The organism is Pseudomonas bubulae (assembly GCF_037023725.1).
Lineage (GTDB): Bacteria > Pseudomonadota > Gammaproteobacteria > Pseudomonadales > Pseudomonadaceae > Aquipseudomonas > Aquipseudomonas bubulae.
In genome coordinates this window covers 4668048-4689580 of record NZ_CP146077.1, presented here as the reverse complement: position 1 = coordinate 4689580, position 21533 = coordinate 4668048, and the positions used below count along the sequence as shown (strand labels likewise).

At 58.6% G+C, this 21533-nt stretch carries 17 protein-coding genes; 15 read left to right on the top strand and 2 right to left on the bottom strand.

Features of this window, described 5'->3' with window-relative positions:
* Window positions 1-29: 29 nt before the first annotated feature.
* The 3 genes from thrC (at window position 30) to V6L81_RS21535 (ending at window position 4207) form a co-directional block, all read left to right on the top strand.
* Entirely contained in the window at window positions 30-1439 is a 1410-nt protein-coding gene (thrC, locus tag V6L81_RS21545) for a threonine synthase (protein ID WP_133144292.1), read from the top strand.
* Between the two features lie 120 nt (window positions 1440-1559).
* On the top strand, window positions 1560-3656 hold the full coding sequence (locus V6L81_RS21540; RefSeq protein ID WP_338660323.1) for a transporter substrate-binding domain-containing protein: 2097 nt from the start codon (window positions 1560-1562) through the stop codon (window positions 3654-3656).
* A gap of 131 nt (window positions 3657-3787) precedes the next feature.
* A complete protein-coding gene (locus tag V6L81_RS21535; protein ID WP_095001258.1) occupies window positions 3788-4207 on the top strand; it encodes a response regulator in 420 nt (139 codons plus the stop codon).
* A gap of 164 nt (window positions 4208-4371) precedes the next feature.
* Here V6L81_RS21535 and V6L81_RS21530 read toward each other — a convergent pair whose 3' ends face one another.
* Together V6L81_RS21530 and V6L81_RS21525 are read right to left on the bottom strand one after the other, a co-directional pair.
* Entirely contained in the window at window positions 4372-5184 is an 813-nt protein-coding gene (locus V6L81_RS21530) for a TIGR02285 family protein (RefSeq protein ID WP_240881684.1), read from the bottom strand.
* 43 nt (window positions 5185-5227) lie between these two features.
* Entirely contained in the window at window positions 5228-6427 is a 1200-nt protein-coding gene (locus tag V6L81_RS21525; protein ID WP_095001260.1) for a CaiB/BaiF CoA-transferase family protein, read from the bottom strand.
* Window positions 6428-6561: 134 nt separating this feature from the next.
* Here V6L81_RS21525 and V6L81_RS21520 point away from each other — a divergent pair, with 134 nt between their 5' ends.
* The 12 genes from V6L81_RS21520 to V6L81_RS21465 all read left to right on the top strand — a co-directional run bounded on the left by V6L81_RS21520 (window position 6562) and on the right by V6L81_RS21465 (window position 21420).
* A complete protein-coding gene (locus V6L81_RS21520; protein WP_016781928.1) occupies window positions 6562-7104 on the top strand; it encodes a YaeQ family protein in 543 nt (180 codons plus the stop codon).
* 41 nt (window positions 7105-7145) lie between these two features.
* On the top strand, window positions 7146-8855 hold the full coding sequence (gene recJ, locus V6L81_RS21515; protein ID WP_338660321.1) for a single-stranded-DNA-specific exonuclease RecJ: 1710 nt from the start codon (window positions 7146-7148) through the stop codon (window positions 8853-8855).
* Between the two features lie 205 nt (window positions 8856-9060).
* Window positions 9061-10167 carry an NADH:flavin oxidoreductase/NADH oxidase gene (locus V6L81_RS21510; protein WP_153398752.1) on the top strand — a complete coding sequence of 369 codons (1107 nt, stop codon included), beginning with the start codon at window positions 9061-9063 and terminating at the stop codon, window positions 10165-10167.
* A gap of 78 nt (window positions 10168-10245) precedes the next feature.
* On the top strand, window positions 10246-10953 hold the full coding sequence (locus V6L81_RS21505) for a tellurite resistance TerB family protein (RefSeq protein WP_095018194.1): 708 nt from the start codon (window positions 10246-10248) through the stop codon (window positions 10951-10953).
* A 191-nt stretch (window positions 10954-11144) separates the two neighbouring features.
* Complete coding sequence (locus V6L81_RS21500; RefSeq protein ID WP_130872007.1) at window positions 11145-12821, top strand: acid phosphatase; 1677 nt, start codon at window positions 11145-11147, stop codon at window positions 12819-12821.
* Window positions 12822-12961: 140 nt separating this feature from the next.
* Window positions 12962-14584, top strand: coding sequence for a methyl-accepting chemotaxis protein (locus tag V6L81_RS21495; RefSeq protein WP_095001265.1), 1623 nt, complete (start codon window positions 12962-12964; stop codon window positions 14582-14584).
* Complete coding sequence (locus tag V6L81_RS21490) at window positions 14584-15099, top strand: chemotaxis protein CheW (protein ID WP_338660320.1); 516 nt, start codon at window positions 14584-14586, stop codon at window positions 15097-15099. The genes V6L81_RS21495 and V6L81_RS21490 overlap by 1 nt, the downstream gene beginning before the upstream one ends.
* Window positions 15096-16370, top strand: a complete 1275-nt coding sequence (locus V6L81_RS21485) for a protein-glutamate O-methyltransferase CheR (protein ID WP_095018191.1) — start codon at window positions 15096-15098, stop codon at window positions 16368-16370. The genes V6L81_RS21490 and V6L81_RS21485 overlap by 4 nt, the downstream gene beginning before the upstream one ends.
* Complete coding sequence (locus V6L81_RS21480; protein WP_338660319.1) at window positions 16367-17053, top strand: chemotaxis protein CheW; 687 nt, start codon at window positions 16367-16369, stop codon at window positions 17051-17053. The genes V6L81_RS21485 and V6L81_RS21480 overlap by 4 nt, the downstream gene beginning before the upstream one ends.
* Entirely contained in the window at window positions 17050-19359 is a 2310-nt protein-coding gene (locus V6L81_RS21475; protein ID WP_095001269.1) for a hybrid sensor histidine kinase/response regulator, read from the top strand. Before V6L81_RS21480 ends, V6L81_RS21475 begins: the two co-directional genes overlap by 4 nt.
* Entirely contained in the window at window positions 19356-20366 is a 1011-nt protein-coding gene (locus tag V6L81_RS21470; protein ID WP_095001270.1) for a chemotaxis response regulator protein-glutamate methylesterase, read from the top strand. The genes V6L81_RS21475 and V6L81_RS21470 overlap by 4 nt, the downstream gene beginning before the upstream one ends.
* Window positions 20367-20418: 52 nt before the next feature.
* A complete protein-coding gene (locus tag V6L81_RS21465) occupies window positions 20419-21420 on the top strand; it encodes a diguanylate cyclase (protein WP_095001271.1) in 1002 nt (333 codons plus the stop codon).
* Window positions 21421-21533 lie beyond the last annotated feature (113 nt).

Here is a 21533-nt window from a genome sequence, read left to right as displayed (position 1 = left end):
CTTGGCGCTCAAACCGAAGGTTTGAACCCATGCGCTATATCAGTACCCGTGGCCAGGCACCGGCCCTGAATTTTGAAGATGTGTTGCTGGCCGGTCTGGCCAGTGATGGCGGTTTGTATGTACCGGAAAACCTGCCGCGCTTTACCCAGGAAGAAATCGCCTCCTGGGCCGGCCTGCCGTATCACGAGCTGGCCTTTCGGGTCATGCGCCCGTTTGTCACCGGCAGCATTCCGGATTCTGACTTCAAGAAGATTCTCGAAGAAACCTACGGCGCGTTTTCCCACGCAGCTGTAGCGCCACTGCGTCAGCTAAACGGCAATGAATGGGTACTTGAGCTGTTCCACGGTCCGACCCTGGCGTTCAAGGACTTTGCCCTGCAACTGCTCGGCCGCTTGCTCGACTACGTGCTGGCCAAGCGTGGCGAGCGTGTGGTGATTGTCGGCGCGACTTCCGGGGATACCGGTTCGGCGGCGATCGAAGGCTGCAAGCATTGCGAAAACGTCGACATCTTTATCCTGCACCCCAACAACCGGGTATCGGAAGTCCAGCGTCGGCAGATGACCACGCTGTTCGGTGACAACATTCATAACATCGCCATCGAAGGCAACTTCGATGACTGCCAGGAAATGGTCAAGGCCAGCTTCGCCGACCAGGGTTTCCTCAAGGGTACACGCCTGGTCGCCGTAAACTCGATCAACTGGGCGCGGATCATGGCCCAGATCGTTTACTACTTCCATGCCTCCCTGCAACTGGGCGGGCCACACCGTTCCGTGTCGTTCTCGGTGCCTACCGGCAACTTCGGCGACATCTTTGCTGGCTACCTGGCACGCAACATGGGCCTGCCGATCAACCAGCTGATCGTTGCCACCAACCGCAACGACATCCTGCACCGCTTCATGAGCGGCAATCAGTACGCCAAGGACACCTTGCACGCGACTCTGTCGCCGTCGATGGACATCATGGTGTCGTCGAACTTCGAGCGCTTGCTGTTCGACCTTCATGGTCGCAATGGCGCAGCCGTTGCCGGTCTGATGGATACCTTCAAGCAAACCGGTAATTTCAGCGTTGATGAAGATCGCTGGACCGAAGCGCGTCGTCTGTTTGATTCGCTGGCGGTTGATGATGAGCAAACCTGCGAAACCATCGCTCAGGTATTTGTCGAAAGCGGCGAAGTGCTCGATCCGCACACCGCTATCGGTGTGCGTGCGGCCCGTGAATGCCGTCGCAGTCTGGATATCCCGATGGTCATTCTGGGCACGGCACATCCGGTCAAGTTCCCTGAAGCGGTTGAAAAAGCCGGCATAGGAAAAGCGCTCGAACTGCCGTCTCACCTTTCTGACTTGTTTGAGCGAGAGGAGCGTTACACCGTACTGGCTAATGACCTCAAGGCTGTCCAGGGCTTTGTCAGCCAGCATGGCAACCGTGGCAAGCCGCTTTAACGGCATTCGTCTTACGTAATTTGAAGCCCGTCATCTGACGGGCTTTTTTATTGGTGCATGGCAAACTTGCCAGGTCTTCGCCCCTTCTGTGCTGGCGAATACCCGGTCAAGGATGCTGTCATGTCACGTATTCACCAGACATTTGAATCATGGATGCGCATAGTGCTGGGCATGGCCTTGTTGAGCCTGGCCCTGCCGGTGATGGGCGCTTCCGGAACGCCTTTCAGGCTCGCAACACGCTTTGTGGATATCCAGCCTCTGCAACTGGATGCCCCGGAGCGGCAATGGCTGGCCAATCATGGAACGCTACGGGTTGGTATCGCCATCGGTGATTACGAACCGGTCGACATCACCGACGACCGCAATAACTATCAGGGCATCAGCGCAGATTACCTGAGCATCGTTCGAGACACGTTGGGCGTGCCTGTTGAAGTCCTGGGCTACAGGCGTCGTGATCAGGCCGTTGCAGAGCTGCTGGCCGGCAATATCGATATTCTGGCCAGCGCCAGCGGGTTTGAGCGAGGGATTGAAGGTGTAGCTTTTTCCCGGGAGTACATGACTGATCGACTGGTTATCGTTTGTCGCTCATGTGAGGAAGAGCCGGTCAAAAACTGGGTCGGGAAAAAAATCGGCTTTATGGAGGGCTACGTCGATATTCATACCGCCCAGGCGTTTTACCCTGACAGTGAAATCACCACCATCAGTGACCTGCATAATGCAATGGACGCGCTGGTTGAGGGGGATATCGACGGGTTTATCGGCAATGAACTTATCGTGCAGTCATTCAAAAGTGTCCGGCCTCATTCGGGGGTGCGCATTATCGGTGATAGCGCCTTGCCATCCTCCGGTTTTGCATTTGCTACACGCCTCTCTGACCCCGAACTTGGGTTGCTGATCAACCGCGCGCTGGGCAGCCTTGATGACAATACATCGCGCATGGTGCTTTCACGCTGGATCATCGGGCTTGAAGGGCACGCTGTTCAATCGCATATCAACCTGCTGCCTGGCGAGCTTGAGTGGATCCAGCGCAATCCGGTTGTAGCCCTGGCGACCCAGCAGTTCCCCTTGTACGCATTCAAGACCGGGGACGGTCGTTGGGTAGGGCTGAGTGTGGATATTCTGGCGCGAATTTCTCGCATGACCGGGTTGCAGTTTGTACATACAGAAGCGTTTTCAACGGTACAAATCCTCGACATGCTCAAAAGTGGCGAGGCACTGATGAACTCAAGCCTCTCCAGAAGTCGTGAGCGCAAAGCTTTTTTGAACTTCACCTATTCCTACGGTGGGGCACCCTGGGTGTTTGTTGTACGAGTCAATGATTCCCGGCTGGGTTCATTGGACGAACTGGCCGGCAAGGTTCTGGCGCTTCCAGCCAGGCACGCCCTCGAAGACTTGATTCGACGTGAATACCCCGCAATCACCTTGCATCTGGTTGATACCTACGCCCAGGCACGTCACGCGGTCGCCAATGGCGAGGCAGATGCGACGATACAAACAGAGACACAGGCTCATCTTTACCCACCGGGGCGCCTCAAGGTCGGACGCAGTGTTGACGGGCAATGGGCTGCCGCCAGCTTTTCGGTCCCTGTTCTATACCCGGAGCTTTTCAGCATCATGAACAAGGCGTTGGAAGCCATGCCCATGGCCGAGATTCGGGCGCTGAGAACCAAGTGGCTGGGGGGGGTGGGCAAACCGCTGATCATCGAGAGTGGCCTGTATCACTCAGCCCGTCTTTATTGGGCGATAGCGGTCTTGATTGCGGCCGGGCTTATGTTGTTTGTGTACAACTGGTTTCTGCGCAGGCAACTGATTATTGCGCGTCAATCCGAGAAAACCCTGAATGAGCAGTTGGGGCTCAGTCACCGCTTTCTGGATGGCATTCCCAGCCCGATTTTCGTGGTTGGCCTGGAGGGAGAGCTGATTACCTGCAATCAAAGCTATGAGCAGCGTTTATCTGTCCAGTTGGGACGGATTCGCGGGTTAAAGGTGACTGATGTTGATTTGTTTTCGAAGGAGCTGGCCGAGAAGCTCCAGCGGGAAATAATGCGCATGATTCAAAGCCGCAAACCCTGTTACCAAAAACGTTGGGTGGAGTTTAAGTCCGGAGGCATGGAAATCTATCAGTGGGTTGTTCCGTTTTATTCAGAGACTGGGCGTCTGGAGGGGCTGGTAGGAGGATGGTTCGACAAATCTGAAGCTAAAAAGTGGGATCAGTAAGCTGGTTTGATCCAGTAAATGAAAGGCGTTGTGGATTCCTATGGTATTTACAGATATGTCCTATGTGTATTGAGTGTTGAGCCCACTAAGGTTTACCTCCTCTGTAGCGCTAGGTTTATGCCTGAAGGCCCATGATGCGATCTTTGAAAGTATTGATTCTTGAAGACAACCCGTTTCAATTAATGGTGTTGCATCAGATGTTGAACGCCTTCCGCATTTTTGACGTGTTGACGGCCGAAAGCGTTGATTGCGCCCGCGAGTCCTTGCTCAGGCGCGGTGCCATAGACGTGGCCATTTGTGATTTGTATATGGAAGGGGCATCAGGGCAGGAGCTGATCAGCGAGTTGGCCCTTGAACGCAAAGCTGCAGCGTTGATCATTTTGAGTGCTGCTGCACCTCCGGTGGTCGAGAGGGCGGCCAGAGTGGCCCGCAGTCAAGGTCTCAGGGTGCTGGGGTGTCTGTCAAAACCCGTGACCATAGGGGCGCTGGGGCAATTGTTGGGTGCCTTCGAGCTACAGCAGATAAGTGCTGATGGCGCGAATGCAGATTAATTGCCAGTACCGGGGGAACTTCCAGCAGGTTTGGTTTGTCAGATTTTTCATCAGCAGGAGCAAGTTTATTGCTCCGATACTTGTAGCCTGTTGAGCGGGTTATCATGACCCTGTTAAACCCCGAGCAGCCTCCCCACTGCTCGGGGTTTTTTTATGCGTACGTGTCATTGCTCATCCAGGTAAGACAGGGATGGCGAGCCCAATGTGGTGAGTATCGAATTGACCCTGCTAATGACCTCACGTCCTTGCGCAGTGTCCGAGCAGCCAACGTAAATCGACTGATATTCCGGGGCGCCCTGGATCGGATAAAACAGCAGTTCGTCGGATGACAAACCTTGCTGACTGGCCTTGGCCTGGATTTCTGGCCAGTAGCCCAATAGCGTCGGCATACGGCCTGCATGTTGCATTTGCAGCAGGCTGCCCAACGGATCGTTACCGTAATGCATGACAATCTGGCCTGGCGGGCTCAGCTTCAGCTGGCTATCAATCAATACTCCGTAGCTGCGTTTGGCAATGACTCCAAGCTTGAGGGTTTGCGCCTTGAGCAGCCCCGGCAGGTCTACCTTGTCGTCATGGACAAAGGGTTCGATCAAATGCTGATTCTCACGCAGTATGGCCATGCCATTGCTGTGCATGATCGCAACGGGCTCGGAGTAAACGATCGAGAGGGCGCGGGCGGGATTCCAGATCAGCGCCGGATCGCAGGTCAGCGAGGGTTCTTCAAGCATCTGCAGGGCCCGAGCCCGGTTAACCCGCATTATCACGTGCTGGTATTGCGGCATGCCTGCGATCAGGGCTGGCATCACCTGGTCGACTATCCCCTTACCTTTTTGCGGGCCATGAAACACCGTTAACGGTGGCAGGTCGCGCAACAACCAGATGAGTGTGGGTGCTGCCTGACTGCCAGGGGCCCAGGCCAGAAACAATGCGGTGATCAGGCCTGCCCAAAGTCTTCGCAAGGTCGAACGCTGGGTCATGCTGCTGATCTCCTTGGGTGGCCACTAAAAATGGGCAACACGCCTAGATGGCGCCCGCTTGCTTGAGGTTGGCGATTGCTGCAGCGTCGTAACCCAGGTCGTTCAACACCTCGATATTATGTGCACCCAGTTCGGGGCCTACCCAATCTGCCGTGCCCGGAGTATCGGAGAGCCTTGGCACGATACCGGGCATCTTGAAGTCTTTACCGTCAGGCAGTTTGGCCTGCAGGAACATTTCACGGGCCAGAAACTGTGGATCGCTGAACATGTCTTCTGCCGAGAAAATACGGCTGGCAGGCACCTGCGCTGCGCCCAGTTGTTCAAGTACCGTGGCCAGCGGCAGCGAGCCGACCCAGCGGTCAATCACGCCATACAGTTCGTCACGGCGTGCGTCACGACCATCGTTGTGTGCAAGCTCCGGGTCGTTGGCCAGATCGTCGCGCCCGATAATCTGCATAAAGCGCTTGAAAATGGCGTCGCCATTGGCGCCGATCTGTACGTGCTTGCCGTCCAGGCTGGTATGGATGGAAGAGGGCGTAATTCCCGGCATGATATTGCCGGTACGTTCACGGATGAAACCGAACACATCGAACTCGGGCACCATGCTTTCCATCATGGCAAAAATCGCTTCGTAGAGCGCCACGTCTACCACCTGGCCCTGGCCGCCGTTGACCTCGCGATGACGCAAAGCCATAAGGGCACCGATCACACCCCACAGCGCGGCAATCGAGTCGCCAATCGAGATGCCTGTGCGCACTGGCGGACGATCTTCGAAACCGGTGATATAACGCAGCCCGCCCATGGATTCGCCGACCGCACCAAACCCCGGCTGATCTTTCATCGGGCCGGTCTGGCCAAAGCCGGACAGGCGCACCATCACCAGCTTGGGGTTCAGTGCATGCAGCACATCCCAACCCAGTCCGAGTTTCTCCAGAACCCCGGGGCGAAAGTTTTCGATCAGAATATCGGCGTCTGTCAGCAGCTCCTTGAGAATGCTCAGACCGTCGGGGTGTTTTAGATTCAGGGTCAGGGATTTTTTGTTGCGCGCCTGGACGAACCACCATAGCGATGTGCCTTCATACAGCTTGCGCCATTTTCGCAGCGGGTCGCCGCCGTCAGGAGATTCGACCTTGATCACCTGGGCGCCAAACTCGGCGCAAATGCGCGATGCAAATGGCCCGGCGATCAGGGTACCCAATTCAACAACTTTAAGGCCTGAAAGGGGTTTGGTGGCGAGCGGCATGTGGAATCCTTGTCCAAGGGCGAGCGAGTACAGCCTTTTAACATAGCTGGCGGCTGGCAAGAAGCTGGCCGATTCGTTCAATCACGGTGTATCGGTTAGACTTGTCGCCTTTCTCCGTATCAAGAAGCCCGTTCATGGCACAGCCGTCCACGACCTACAAGTTTGAACTCAACCTTACCGATCTCGATCGCGGGGTCTATGAAAGCGTCAAGCAGACCATCGCCCGCCACCCTTCGGAGACCGAAGAACGCATGACTGTGCGCCTTCTGGCCTACGCTTTTTGGTACAACGAGCAGCTGTCTTTTGGTCGAGGCCTGTCAGATGTAGACGAACCGGCCCTGTGGGAAAAAAGCCTGGATGACCGTGTTCTGCACTGGATCGAAGTCGGACAGCCCGATGCCGACCGTCTGACCTGGTGCTCGCGCCGTACCGAGCGCACCAGCCTGCTGGCCTATGGCAGCTTGCGTGTGTGGGAAGGCAAGGTGATTCCTGCAATCAAGAACCTGAAGAACGTCAATATCGCAGCCGTTCCGCAAGAGATTCTTGAGGTGCTGGCCAAAGATATGCCACGGGTTATCAAGTGGGACGTGATGATCAGCGAGGGTACGATTTTCGTGACAGATGATCGCGGCCAGCACGAAGTGCAACTGCAGTGGCTGCAAGGCGAACGCGGCTAAGTTCCAACCCTTTTTTACGCTTAGAGACTCTTCACCTGCTTATGCGCATCGAACCTCGTCCATTGCCTGAACCCCTGCCTTTTCTGGGCGAAATGCCAACCCTGCTGACCCGCCTTTACGCCGCACGGGGTGTGCAGTCGCAAGCTGAGCTGGACAAGAGCCTGGCGCGGTTGATCCCGTATCAGCAGCTCAAGGGCATTGATTCAGCGGTGGACTTGCTGGTGGTCGCGCTTGAGCAGCGCCAACGCATTCTGATCGTCGGCGACTTTGACGCCGACGGTGCCACGGCCAGCACCGTGGGTATGCTCGGTCTGCGCCTGCTGGGGGCGGCCCATGTCGATTACCTGGTGCCCAACCGCTTCGAGTATGGCTACGGCCTGACCCCGGAAATCGTCGAAGTTGCGCTGACCCGCACGCCGCACTTGTTGATCACGGTCGATAACGGAATCTCCAGTATCGAAGGTGTGGCCGCAGCCAAAAAAGCTGGTTTGAGCGTGCTGGTTACCGACCACCACTTGCCGGGCAGTGAATTGCCGGCCGCGGATGCCATCGTCAACCCCAACCAGCCCGGCTGCGAGTTCCCGAGCAAGGCGCTGGCGGGGGTAGGGGTGATCTTCTATGTGCTGATCGCTTTGCGCGCGCGCTTGAACAGCCTGGGCTGGTACCAGAACAGCAAGGCGCCGAATATTGCCGAATTGCTGGATCTGGTGGCGCTGGGCAGCGTCGCGGACGTGGTGCCGCTGGATGCGAACAACCGCATCCTGGTACACCAGGGGCTTGAGCGCATCCGTGCCGGGCGTGCCCGGCCCGGGCTCAAGGCTATTCTGGAAGTGGCCAAGCGTGACCATGCGAAAATCACCTCCACCGACCTGGGTTTTATCCTCGGGCCGCGCCTGAATGCCGCCGGGCGCCTGGACGACATGAGCCTGGGTATCGAATGCCTGCTCACCGATGACGCCAATGCGGCGCGGGAAATGGCTGCGCAACTGGACGAAATGAACCAGGACCGCAAATCCATCGAGCAGGGCATGCAACGTGAAGCGCTGGCCCAGCTCAAGGATCTGACCATCGACAGCATGCCGTTTGGCCTGTGCCTGTTCGACCCCGAGTGGCATCAGGGGGTGATCGGAATTCTGGCTTCGCGGCTCAAGGAGCGTTACTTCCGCCCGACTTTTGCCTTTGCCGATGCCGGGGATGGCATGCTCAAGGGCTCCGGCCGATCGGTGCCGGGCTTTCATATTCGTGATGCACTGAGTGTGGTGGCTGCACAGCATCCGGACTTGATCAGCAAATACGGTGGCCATGCCATGGCGGCCGGGCTGACTTTGCCTGAGGCTAACTTCCCGCTGTTCTGTGAGGCCTTTGATGCTGAAGTGCGGCGTCAATTGCGTGAAGAAGACCTGACCGGGCGCATGCTGTCTGACGGCAGCCTGGCAGTGGAAGAGTTTCACCTGGAGCTGGCGCGTGCCCTGCGCAATGCCGGGCCATGGGGGCAGCACTTTCCCGAACCGCTGTTCCACGGGGTATTCCAGTTGGTGGAGCAACGCATCGTGGGGGAGCGGCATTTGAAAGTCGTGCTCAAGACCGAATGCGGCAGCGTAAAGCTCGACGGCATTGCTTTCGGGATCGATCGCGAAGTGTGGCCGAACCCGACCATTCGCTGGGTGGAACTGGCCTACAAGCTTGACCTCAACGAATTTCGCGGCAACGAAACCGTACAGTTGATGATTGCCCATATCGAGCCGCGCTAATCCGCCAATCCCCTGTGGGAGCGGGCTTGCTCGCGATGCTATCACCGCGGTTGGCCTGACAGGCCGCGGTGCCCGCATCGCGAGCAAGCCCGCTCCCACCAAAACCACCACGTCCCGTTGCGATATGAACTCCCCCTCATCCAGTGTTGTCGACTAGGCTCTTCAGAAGTACTTGGAGCCTGCCCACTGGAATTAGAGGTGACCCATGAGTCTGCTGCTCGAACCCTATACCCTGCGCCAACTGACCCTTCTTAACCGCATTGCGGTCTCGCCAATGTGCCAGTACTCCAGCGTCGATGGACTGGCAAATGACTGGCACCTGGTCCACCTGGGCAGCCGTGCCGTTGGCGGCGCCGGGCTGATTTTTACCGAAGCCACTGCCGTCACCCCCGAAGGCCGTATCACTGCCCAGGATCTGGGCCTGTGGAACGACGAGCAGATTGAACCCCTGCAACGCATCACCCGCTTTATTCGCGCCCAGGGCGCTGTAGCCGGCATCCAACTGGCCCATGCCGGGCGTAAGGCCAGCACCCACCGCCCCTGGTTGGGCAAGCATGGCAGCGTCAAGGTGGAGGAGGGCGGCTGGGTGCCTGTCGGGCCGTCCCCCATTGCCTTCGACCCACAGCACACTGCGCCAGTGCAACTGGACGAGACCCAGATCAAAGAGGTTATCCAGGCGTTCGTGGCTGCCGCCAAGCGAGCGCTGGAGGCTGGCTTCTCGGTGGTTGAAGTACATGCTGCTCATGGTTACTTGTTGCATCAATTTCTTTCACCGTTGAGCAACCAGCGACGTGACCAATACGGCGGTTCGTTCGAGAATCGCATCCGTCTGGTGTTGGAAGTCACCGAGGCCGTGCGCGGTGTATGGCCGCAGGAGCTACCGCTGTTTGTGCGGGTCTCGGCCACCGACTGGGTGGAAGACGGCTGGAACCCTGACGAAACCGTCGAACTGGCACGACGCCTCAAGGCATTGGGCGTGGACCTGATCGACGTGTCTTCGGGCGGTACCGCAGCCAATGCCGAGATTCCGGTGGGGCCTGGCTACCAGACCCGTTTTGCCGAGCGCGTGCGCAAGGAGGCCTGCATTGCCACCGGTACGGTGGGCATGATCACCGAACCGGCCCAGGCCGAGCATATTTTGCGTACCGGGCAGGCCAACCTGATCCTGCTGGCGCGTGAACTGTTGCGTGACCCGTATTGGCCGTTGCATGCAGACGATGACCTGGGCGGTAAAAAGGCCATCTGGCCAGCCCAGTACCAGCGCGCGACCCATCGCGACCAACCGATTCATGAGTCCGACCTGCGCGACTGATAGCCAGTGCTCTTTACGATAAACCTGCCTGCGGGCGGGTTTTCTGGCGCCCCCTGACCCTGTTAAGAGAGGATGCTTATGAGTTTGCTCGACCAACTGCTTAAATCCGGCCAACAGATGCTGGCGAAAAAAACCGGCGCCCAAGGCAGCGCCTCCCGTGACGATAAAGGCGGCCTGGGTGACCTGCTCGGGTCTGGTGGTCTGGGCGGCCTGCTTTCCGGCGCGGGTGGCGGCGCTCTGGCAGCCAGTGCCCTGGGGCTGCTGCTGGGCAACAAGAGTGCGCGCAAATACGGTGGTCAGGCACTGACCTATGGCGGCCTTGCCGCCCTGGGCGTTCTGGCCTACAAGGCTTACGGCAACTGGCAGGCCAATCAGGGCACGGCACCGCAGACCGAGCCGCAAACCATTGACCGTGTTCCGGCGCCGCAAGTGGAGCAACACAGCCAGGCGATCCTCAAGGCCCTGGTGGCTGCTGCCAAGGCTGATGGGCATGTGGATGAGCGTGAGCGCCAACTGATCGATGGCGAGTTGAACAAACTCAATGGCGACCCTGCATTGCGCCAATGGCTGCAAGCTGAACTGAACAAGCCGCTGGACCCGGCAGAGGTTGCCAGAGCTGCCAGCACCCCGGAAATCGCGGCCGAAATGTATATCGCCAGCCTGATTCTGGTGGATGAAGAACATTTCATGGAGCGCGCCTATCTGGAAGAGCTGGCCAAACAGCTCAAGCTCGACCCGGGGCTCAAGATCGAGCTGGAAGCCCAGGTCAAGCAGGCGCAGGGCTAGCGCACTCTGTGGGCGCGAGCCTGCATCACGATGCAGGCGCCGCAACATGCTTGTTTTAGACGCTCCGAGCCGCAACGGCCCGGGGCGTTTTTTTATGCTTCGTGGCTTCGATCCACTGCAACTTCCCCGTCATAATCCCCTGTTAGCCTGCCCGCCAGAAATAATTTGTTACGTGTAATCAGGAAGCCGCAATGAGCGACAAGAAAGACCAGGACACCCAATGCCCTGCCGACAGCAGCCGCCGTCGCTTCCTCGCCGGTGCTGCCGCACTGGGCGTTGGCGCGGCCACCTTGAGCGCTTGCGGCAGCAGTCAGCATGAACCCCCCGTCAGGCCGCAACCGCTGACCCCGGCCGAGCTGGACAAAAAGCTCCACGAACAGGTCAAGACCATCGTGGTGATCTATGCCGAGAACCGCAGCTTCAACAACCTGTTTGCAAATTTCCCCGGTGTCGAGAAGCCGTTGTCGGCCCTCAAACCCGCCGACTACCAGCAACGCGACCGTGATGGCAGCCTGCTACAGACCCTGCCACCGATATGGGGCGGGCTGCTGCAAGTGGGACCGCAGACGGTAGATGGCGTGACCTATGCGCCGGGTGAGCAGTTTCAGGAGAACCTGCCCAACGCCCCCTTCGCGCTGAAAGGGCCGAATCAGCAAGATCTGCCGTTGAATCTGGTGACCCGCGACCTGTGGCATGTGTTCTATCAGAACCAGATGCAGATCAACGATGGCAAGAACGACCAGTTCGTGGCCTGGGGGGATTCCGGCGGCTTGCCCATGGGTTACTACGCCCAGTCGCAGTATTCGCTGCGTCTGTGGGACGTAGCCCGTGAATTCGTACTGTGCGACAACTTCTTCCAGGGGGCTTTTGGCGGTTCGTTCCTTAACCACCAATACCTGATCAGCGCAGCGGTGCCGTTCTATCCGAACGCGAATACCTCTGTTGCCGAGGCGCAGATTGCTGTTTTGCAGGGCGATGACCCTGCCGGTACACGCTTGAAGGCTCTGGACAAATCCCCGGCCAGCGCCATGACCGGCGCCGCGCAGTTCGGTCCCAGCGCTCTTACTCCGGACGGTTTTGCAGTCAACACCATGGCGCCGCCTTACTGGCCGACCTGGATCCGCGACCCCGAGCGTCCCGACTATGCCAAGTCCGACCTGCCAAGCGTACTGGTGCCACAAAGCCATGAGCATATCGGCGACAAACTGAGCAAAAAGAACATTGACTGGGCCTGGTACGCGGGGGCCTGGCAGGCCACGCTGGAGCAGTTCAAGGGCTCGGACGGGATCCCCAAGATCCCCAACTTCCAGTACCACCACCAGCCATTCAACTACTTTGTTCAACAAGGCCCGCAGAACCCGCAGGAGCGCAGCAAGCGCCTGCGCGACGCAGGCCTGGGCGATGAGTCCGGCAGCAACCGCTTTCTGGCTGACGCCGAGGCTGGCAGCCTGCCAGCCGTGAGTTTCTACAAGCCTCAGGGCAACCTCAACCTGCACGCTGGCTATGCCGATGTGGCTGCTGGTGACCGGCACCTTGACCGTGTGCTCAAGGTGCTGCGCAACAGCCCGCAATGGCAAAACATGGTGATCGTGCTTACCGTGGACGAAAACGGTGGCTGGTGGGATCACGTTGCACCGCCCAAAGGTGATCGCTGGGGGCCGGGTACAAGGATTCCGGCTCTGGTGGTATCACCTTTCGCACGCAAGGGGACGGTGGATCACACGGTGTATGACACCGCTTCGATTCTGCGCCTGATTAGCCGGGTGCATCAGCTGGAAGTGCTGGATGGCCTCAAGCAACGTGACGATGCCATGAAGGCGCGGGGGCAAGCGCCCATGGGCGACCTGACCAATGCATTGATGTTCTGACAACAGCCCTCCCACAGGTTTGAAGTTTTGCATGTAGGAATTTTTGTCTATTGCTGTGAGATCTGTCTCAACGCCTGTACGAATCATTGCTTACCCTCGGCTATACTCACCTTCATTTGAATGGCACCCGAGGATCGACTGTGAAGAACTGGACGTTACGCCAACGCATCTTGGCGAGCTTTGCTGTAATCATCGCCATTATGCTGCTGATGGTTGTTGCGTCTTACTCGCGCCTGCTGTCGATCGAAACCAGTGAAGAAAAGGTGCAAACCGACTCGATTCCCGGGGTCTATTACAGTTCGATGATTCGTAGCGCCTGGGTCGACAGCTATGTCCTGACCCTGGAGCTGGTGGGCTCGCTTAATCAGCGTGACCTGACCAACGAAGACCGCAAGTTGTACGCCAGCTACGAAGACCGCTTGAACAAAGAACTGGATAACTATCGCGGCACTATTTTTGAAGGTGAAGACAGGGCCCACTTCGACGACTTCGAGCGTCTGCATGGAGAGTACGGCGTGGTGTTGGCGAAAATTCTTGATCTCTATCAGAACAAGGATTACGCCCAGGCCCACAAGGTGCTTAGTGAGCAACTGGCTCCAGCCTGGATGGAAGGCCGCAAGTTGCTCAACAGCATCATTGAAGGCAACAGCGAGTCGGCCAAGCTCGCCACTGACAATATTGGGCACGCCGTATTGACTGCCAAGATCAGCATGATCATTTCCCTGGTTATTGCCGTACTTGCAGCAGCGCTGTGTGGCTTCCTGTTGCTGCGCGCAATCATGTCGCCGATGCAGCGTATCGTCACGATTCTGGAAGTGATGCGTTCCGGTGACCTGAGCTCGCGCTTGAATCTGGAGCGCAAGGACGAGTTTGGCGCGGTGGAAACCGGCTTCAACGACATGATGGCCGAGCTGACTACGTTGGTGTCCCAGGCCCAGCGCTCTTCGGTGCAGGTCACTACGTCGGTTACGGAAATTGCCGCTACCTCCAAGCAACAACAGGCCACAGCCACTGAAACCGCAGCCACCACTACGGAAATAGGTGCAACTTCCCGGGAAATTGCCGCCACGTCCCGTGATCTGGTGCGCACCATGACCGAAGTGACCTCGGCAGCCGACCAGGCCTCGATCCTGGCCGGTTCCGGGCAGCAGGGCCTGGCCCGCATGGAAGAAACCATGCACTCGGTGATGGGGGCTGCCGATCTGGTCAACGCCAAGCTGGCGATCCTCAACGAGAAGGCCGGTAACATCAACCAGGTGGTGGTGACCATCGTCAAGGTCGCCGACCAGACCAATTTGCTGTCGCTTAACGCGGCCATTGAAGCTGAAAAAGCCGGTGAATACGGCCGCGGTTTTGCTGTGGTTGCTACCGAAGTGCGCCGTTTGGCCGACCAGACTGCCGTGGCTACCTACGATATCGAGCAGATGGTGCGCGAGATTCAGTCGGCAGTGTCGGCGGGCGTGATGGGCATGGACAAGTTCTCTGAAGAAGTACGCCGCGGCATGTCCGAAGTGCAGCAAGTGGGCGAGCAGCTGTCGCAGATCATCCATCAGGTTCAGGCCCTGGCGCCGCGTGTACTGATGGTCAATGAAGGCATGCAGGCTCAGGCTACCGGTGCCGAGCAGATCAACCTTGCGCTGGTGCAATTGGGTGATGCCAGCAGCCAGACCGTCGAGTCCCTGCGTCAGGCCAGCTTCGCGATCGACGAATTGAGTCAGGTTGCCGTTGGGTTGCGCAGCGGCGTTTCGCGTTTCAAAGTCTGATGAGCGAGCTTTCAGCCAAAAAACCGGGCGCCAAGGTGTCGCAAAAACGCCTGTTTCTGGTGTTTTATATTGGTAACGAGCGCTATGCACTGGCCGCTGGCGATGTGGTCGAAGTGTTGCCGCGCTTGCCTCTCAAGCCCATAGCCCATGCCCCCGAGTGGGTAGCGGGGGTTTTTGCTCATCGTGATCGAATGGTTCCGGTGATCGATATCAGTGCCATGACCTTTGGCACCGCCGCCGTAGCCCGCACCAGCACCCGGCTGGTGCTGGTCAATTATCGCGGGCAATTGCTCGGCCTGCTGCTTGAACAGGCCAGTGACACTTTGCGCTGCCATCCGGCGGAGTTTCAGCCCTACGGTGTCGATAACCGCGATGCGCCTTACCTGGGACCGGTGCGTAAAGATGAGGCCGGGCTGTTGCAGTGGTTAAGTGTCGACGATCTGCTCAGCCCTGCGGTGTCTGCTCTGCTTTTTGCCCAGGGCGAAGATGACACCTGCGTCCAGGTGGCGCCATGAGTCTTGATCAGCGTTTTTTTGACTATTTGAAGCAGCGCATCGGCCTGGATGTGGCATCGGTCGGCCCGGCGATTATCGAACGTGCCGTACGCCAGCGCTGCATTGCATTGGGCATGGCTGATAACGATCGCTACTGGCAGCGCCTGCTCAGTTCCCAGGATGAACAGCAAGCCCTGATCGAATCGGTGATCGTGCCCGAGACCTGGTTCTTCCGTTACCCCGAATCCTTTGCCACCCTGGGCCGCCTGGCCAGGCAGCGCCTGGCGGAAATCGGCAGCCGACGCCCGTTGCGTATCCTGAGTCTGCCGTGTTCGACCGGCGAAGAGCCGTATTCGATTGCCATGGCACTGTTCGATGCCGGCTTTGCTGCACACCAATTCAAGGTCGACGCCCTGGATGTCAGTCCGCTTTCGGTGCAGCGTGCGCAAAACGCGCTGTATGGCAAAAACTCCTTTCGAGGTCAGCCAACAGATTTTCGTGAGCGCTACTTCTGTGTCGAGAGCGATGGTTATCAGTTGTCGGAGCGGGTCTGCGGGCAGGTCAGCTTCACCGCAGGCAATCTGCTGGATCCGATACTGCTCGCCAGCCACGAGCCTTATGACTTTGTGTTCTGCCGCAACCTGTTGATCTACTTTGATCTTAAAACCCAGCAGCAGGCCCTGGATGTGCTCAAGCGCCTGACCCGTGATGATGGTGTTTTATTTATAGGTCCGGCCGAAGGCAGCTTGCTCAACCGGCTGGGCATGCGTTCGATCGGTGCTCCGCAGTCGTTTGCCTTTTGCCACAATCATGAGCCATTGCCGGCAGCGCGCCCTGTGCTTGCCGAACTCAAGCCACTGGCACGACCAAAAGCGCCAGCGCCTGTGCCGACACCGGCCAGCCGGCCTTTTGCCCCGCGCGCGCAAGCCCCGATCGGGCAAAAATCGGCTTCGCCAGTGGATGGGCCGGGTCTGTTGCTTGAACAGATTGCCAGCCTGGCCAATGAAGGCAAAAGCCTTGAGGCGCGTGCGGTCTGCGAACAGTTCTTGCAGCGGCATGACCCGCAGGCCGAGGTGTTTTACTGGTTGGGCCTGCTCAGCGATGTGCAGGGCCAGACCTCAGAGGCCCAGGGCTTCTATCGCAAGGCGCTGTACCTGGAACCCCAGCATTCGGAAGCGCTGGCCCATCTGGCAGCGCTGTTGGCTTCACAAGGCGATGAAGCAGGCGCCCGGCGCTTGCACGAGCGCGCAGCCCGTAACGGGCGTTCCACTCAAAGTGAGCGTAAACAATGAGCGCTTTAGCAGCACAGAGCTTGATTCACTCCGAAGCGCAGGCCATTGATGACTGCTGGAACCGCATTGGCATCTACGGTGACAAAAGCTGCCCGTTGCTGCCCCAGCATATCCATTGCCGCAACTGCGACACGTATGCTGCTGCCGCGACCCGTTTGCTCGACCGCTATTCATTTGAGCAGCAAAGCCAGGAGCTTTATGCCCCGCAGGCCCATGAGCAAAAGGTTGCAACCTGCTCACTGGTGATTTTCCGCCTGAGTGAGGAGTGGCTGGGGCTGCCCACGCGTTGCCTGGATGAAGTGGCACCGATGCAAACCATTCACTCCCTGCCGCACCAGCGTTCCCGGGCCTTGCGCGGTGTGGCCAATGTGCGCGGTACTCTGGTGCCGTGCCTGTCGCTGGTTGAACTGCTGGGGCTTGACCCAGCCACGCCGGGAGCCTCATCGCAGCGGGTGATGCCGCGCATGCTGATTGTGGCCGCCCACGGTGGAGCCGTGGTACTGCCGGTGGATGAGGTGGATGGCATTCATAATATTGCCGAGGGCGACATCAATGCTGCATCGCTCTCCGGCGAGCATGTCAGCGCCAAATACACCCGGGGTGTGCTGCAGTGGAAAACCCGCAGCCTGCGTTTACTGGATGAAGAGCAACTGTTGAGCGCAATCACCTGGAGCCTGACATGACCCCCGAGCAAATGCGCGACGCCTCGCTGCTTGAGCTGTTCAGCCTGGAGGCCGAGGCGCAAACCCAGGTGCTCAACGAAGGCCTGCTGGCGCTGGAACGCAACCCGACCCAGGCTGACCAGCTGGAAGCCTGCATGCGCGCGGCCCACTCGCTCAAGGGCGCAGCCCGGATTGTCGGGGTGGATGCCGGGGTCAGCGTGTCCCATGTCATGGAAGACTGCCTGGTCAGTGCCCAGGAAGGCCGTTTGTACCTGCAACGCGAACACATTGATGCCTTGTTGCAAGGTACCGACCTGCTGATGCGCATTGCCACCCCCGGCAACACTGTCACGCCTCACGACATCGACGCCTATGTGGCGCACATGAATGAGCTGCTGGATCCGTCTGCCCCCGGTGCGCGGGTGGCGCCGCCCGAATTTGACGTGTCGCAGCTGTTGTTGATGCCCTCGCCAGCTGTACCCGAATTTGCGCCAGAACCTGTGGTTGAGCGTCAGGTCGAGGTGCCAGCCGAGCCGGCAGCGGAGCCAGCACGTCGCCCCCAGCGTCTGACCGAAAGCGGCGAGCGGGTACTGCGGGTCACGGCCCAGCGCCTTAACAGCCTGCTCGATCTGTCGAGCAAATCCCTGGTGGAAACCCAGCGCCTCAAACCCTTTCTGGTGACATTGCAACGGCTTAAACGCATGCAAAGCACCAACTTGCGGGCCATGGACACGCTCAATGAACACCTCCAGGTCTCGGGCATCAGCCATGAAGCCGAGCAGGCACTGGTCGATGCCCGGCAGATGCTGGCCGAGTCCCAGCACCTGCTCAGCGAGCAGACCGCCGAACTTGACGAATTTTGCTGGCAGGCTGGCCAGCGTGCGCAATTGCTCTACGACACTGCACTGGCGTGTCGCATGCGGCCCTTCGCCGATGTGCTGGTCGGGCAGGAGCGCATGGTGCGTGATTTGGGTCGCGCCCTGGGCAAGCAGATCCGCCTGGAAATCGAAGGCGAGAAAACCCAGGTTGACCGCGACGTGCTGGAAAAGCTCGAAGCACCCTTGATCCATTTATTGCGCAATGCCGTCGACCACGGTATTGAAACCCCGGAACAGCGCTTGCTGGCGGGCAAACCGGCCGAAGGCCTGATCCGCCTGCGCATCTCCCATCAGGCCGGTCTGCTGGTGCTGGAGTTGAGCGATGACGGTGCCGGTGTCGATCTGGACCGTTTGCGTCGCACCATCGTCGAGCGTCAGTTGTCCACCGAGGAGACGGTGGCGCAACTGAGCGAAGAAGAGCTGCTGACCTTTCTGTTTTTACCCGGTTTCAGTCTGCGCGACACCGTCACCGAAGTATCGGGGCGCGGTGTGGGTCTGGATGCCGTACAGCATATGGTGCGCCTGTTGCGCGGTGCCATTGTGCTGGAGCACACCCCCCAGCATGGCAGCCGCTTCCATCTTGAAGTGCCGTTGACTCTGTCGGTGGTGCGCAGCCTGGTGGTTGAAGTGGCCGACGAAGCCTATGCCTTCCCGCTGGCCCATATCGAGCGCATGCGCGACCTGGAGCCCGACGACATCGTGCAGCTCGAAGGCCGTCAGCACTTCTGGCATGAAGGCCGCCATGTGGGGCTGGTTGCCGCCAGCCAATTGTTGCAGCGCCCTGCCAGCCAGAGCGATGACGAAACCCTCAAGGTGGTGGTGATTCGCGAACGCGACGCGGTCTATGGCGTGGCCGTTGAGCGCTTTATCGGCGAGCGCACCCTGGTGGTCCTGCCCCTTGATCCGCGTCTGGGCAAGGTCCAGGACATTTCCGCCGGGGCCTTGCTGGATGATGGTTCACCGGTGCTGATCGTAGATGTCGAAGACATGCTGCGTTCGGTAGACAAACTGCTTAATACCGGGCGTCTTGAGCGTATCGACCGGCGTAACCGGCACACCGCCGAATTGACCCGCAAACGTATTCTGGTGGTGGATGACTCATTGACGGTGCGCGAACTGCAACGCAAGTTGCTGATTAACCGTGGTTATGAAGTGGCTGTGGCGGTTGACGGCATGGACGGCTGGAACGCGCTGCGTGCCGAGCATTTCGATTTGTTGATTACCGACATCGATATGCCGCGCATGGATGGCATCGAACTGGTTACCCTGTTGCGTCGCGATAACCGATTGCAATCAATGCCGGTGATGGTGGTGTCGTACAAAGATCGTGAAGAAGACCGTCGGCGCGGCCTGGATGCAGGCGCCGACTATTATCTAGCCAAAGCGAGTTTCCATGACGATGCCCTGCTCGACGCAGTGGTTGAACTCATTGGTGGAGCCCAGACATGAGAATCGCCATCGTCAACGATATGCCCCTGGCGGTTGAGGCCTTGCGCCGGGCGCTGGCGTTCGAACCCGCGCACCATGTGATCTGGGTTGCCGGTGATGGTCAGGAGGCGGTGCGCCTGTGCGCCGAGAACACCCCGGACCTGATTCTGATGGACTTGATCATGCCGGTCATGGACGGCGTCGAGGCCACGCGCCGGATCATGGCTGAAAGCCCTTGTGCGATTGTGATTGTCACCATCGACCGCGAGCAGAATGTGCACCGTGTTTTTGAGGCCATGGGCTTTGGTGCGCTGGATGTGGTGGATACCCCCGTGCTGGGCGGCAGCAACCCCAGAGAGGCGGCGGCGCCTTTGCTGCGCAAGATACTCAATGTTGGCTGGTTGATGGGGCAGAGTGAGAAACGGGTCAAGCCGGTAGTGACCCATGCTCGTGTACCGGGTGTGCGGGCAGGGCTGGTGGCCATCGGTTCGTCGGCAGGTGGTCCGGCTGCACTTGAAACCCTGCTTAAAGGTCTGCCGAGAAACTTTGAGGCAGCTATCGTACTGGTTCAGCACGTTGATCAGGTGTTTGCTGCAGGTATGGCCGAGTGGCTGAGCACTTCGTGCGGACTTGATGTGCGCCTGGCCCGCGACGGGGAGACGCCGCAGGTGGGCACTGTGCTGCTGGCGGGCACCAATCACCATATCAGGCTATTGAAAAATGGCACGCTGGCTTACACCGCCGAGCCGGTCAATGAGATTTATCGGCCATCGATCGATGTGTTTTTTGAAAGTGTTGCTCGCTACTGGAATGGTGAAGCGGTGGGAGTGCTGTTGACCGGCATGGGGCGTGACGGGGCTCAAGGTCTTAAACTCATGCGCCAGCAGGGGTTTCTCACCATTGCCCAGGATCAGCAGAGCAGCTCGGTGTACGGAATGCCCAAAGCGGCAGCGGCCATCGATGCCGCAGTCGAGATTCGCCCATTGGACAAGATTGCGCCACGCTTGCTGGAGAAATTTGCCAAATGACTGGTAGAACCCGGCAAGAGTGGCTTGAAGGCAGTAATTCAGGTGAACGCGCATGAGCGACTTGCAGTTGGACGACGTTAAAACTGATGAAAACGCGGCCATGGTGTTGCTGGTAGACGATCAGGCAATGATCGGCGAAGCCGTGCGCCGAGGGTTGGCCCTTGAACAGAACATTGATTTTCACTTCTGTGCCGACCCGCACCAGGCCATTGCCCAGGCTATCCGCATCAAGCCGACGGTGATTTTGCAGGATCTGGTGATGCCGGGCCTGGACGGCTTGAGCCTGGTGCGCGAATACCGCAACCACCCGGCGACGCAAAATATCCCGATTATCGTGTTGTCCACCAAAGAAGACCCGTTGATCAAAAGCGCGGCGTTCTCGGCCGGGGCCAATGATTACCTGGTGAAGCTGCCGGACAACATCGAACTGGTGGCGCGTATCCGCTATCACTCGCGCTCCTACATGACGCTGTTGCAGCGTGATGCTGCCTACCGTGCGCTGCGGGTCAGCCAACAGCAATTGCTGGACACCAATCTGGTGCTGCAACGGCTGATGAACTCCGATGGCCTGACCGGGCTGTCCAACCGCCGTCACTTTGATGAATACCTTGAGCTGGAATGGCGTCGCGCCATGCGTGAGCAGAACCAATTGTCGTTGTTGATGATCGATGTTGATTACTTCAAATCATACAACGACTCGTTTGGCCATCTGGACGGCGATGAAGCGTTGCGCAAGGTGGCGGCGGGCATCCGTGATGCCAGCAGCCGGCCATCTGACTTGCCGGCCCGTTATGGCGGTGAGGAATTTGCCATTGTACTGCCCAACACTTCCCAGGGCGGCGCGCGGCTGGTGGCAGAAAAACTGCGCATGGCGGTTGAAGCGATGAAAATCCCGCATATTTCGCCGACAGCAGGCTCCAGCCTGACCATCAGTATTGGCCTGTCGACCATGACCCCGCAGCAGGGTAGCAACTGCCGTGAGCTGATTTCGGCGGCGGACAAGGGGCTTTACCTGGCCAAGAAGAATGGGCGTAATCAGGTGGGTATTGAGTGATTGCTCTCAAGACCTTGTCGCTTGCATCGCAGGCAAGCCAGCTTCCACAGGTTTTGTGTCGTTCACACAGCCGGAGTGCTTACAGCACTGTCGTGGGAGCGAGCCTGCGCGCG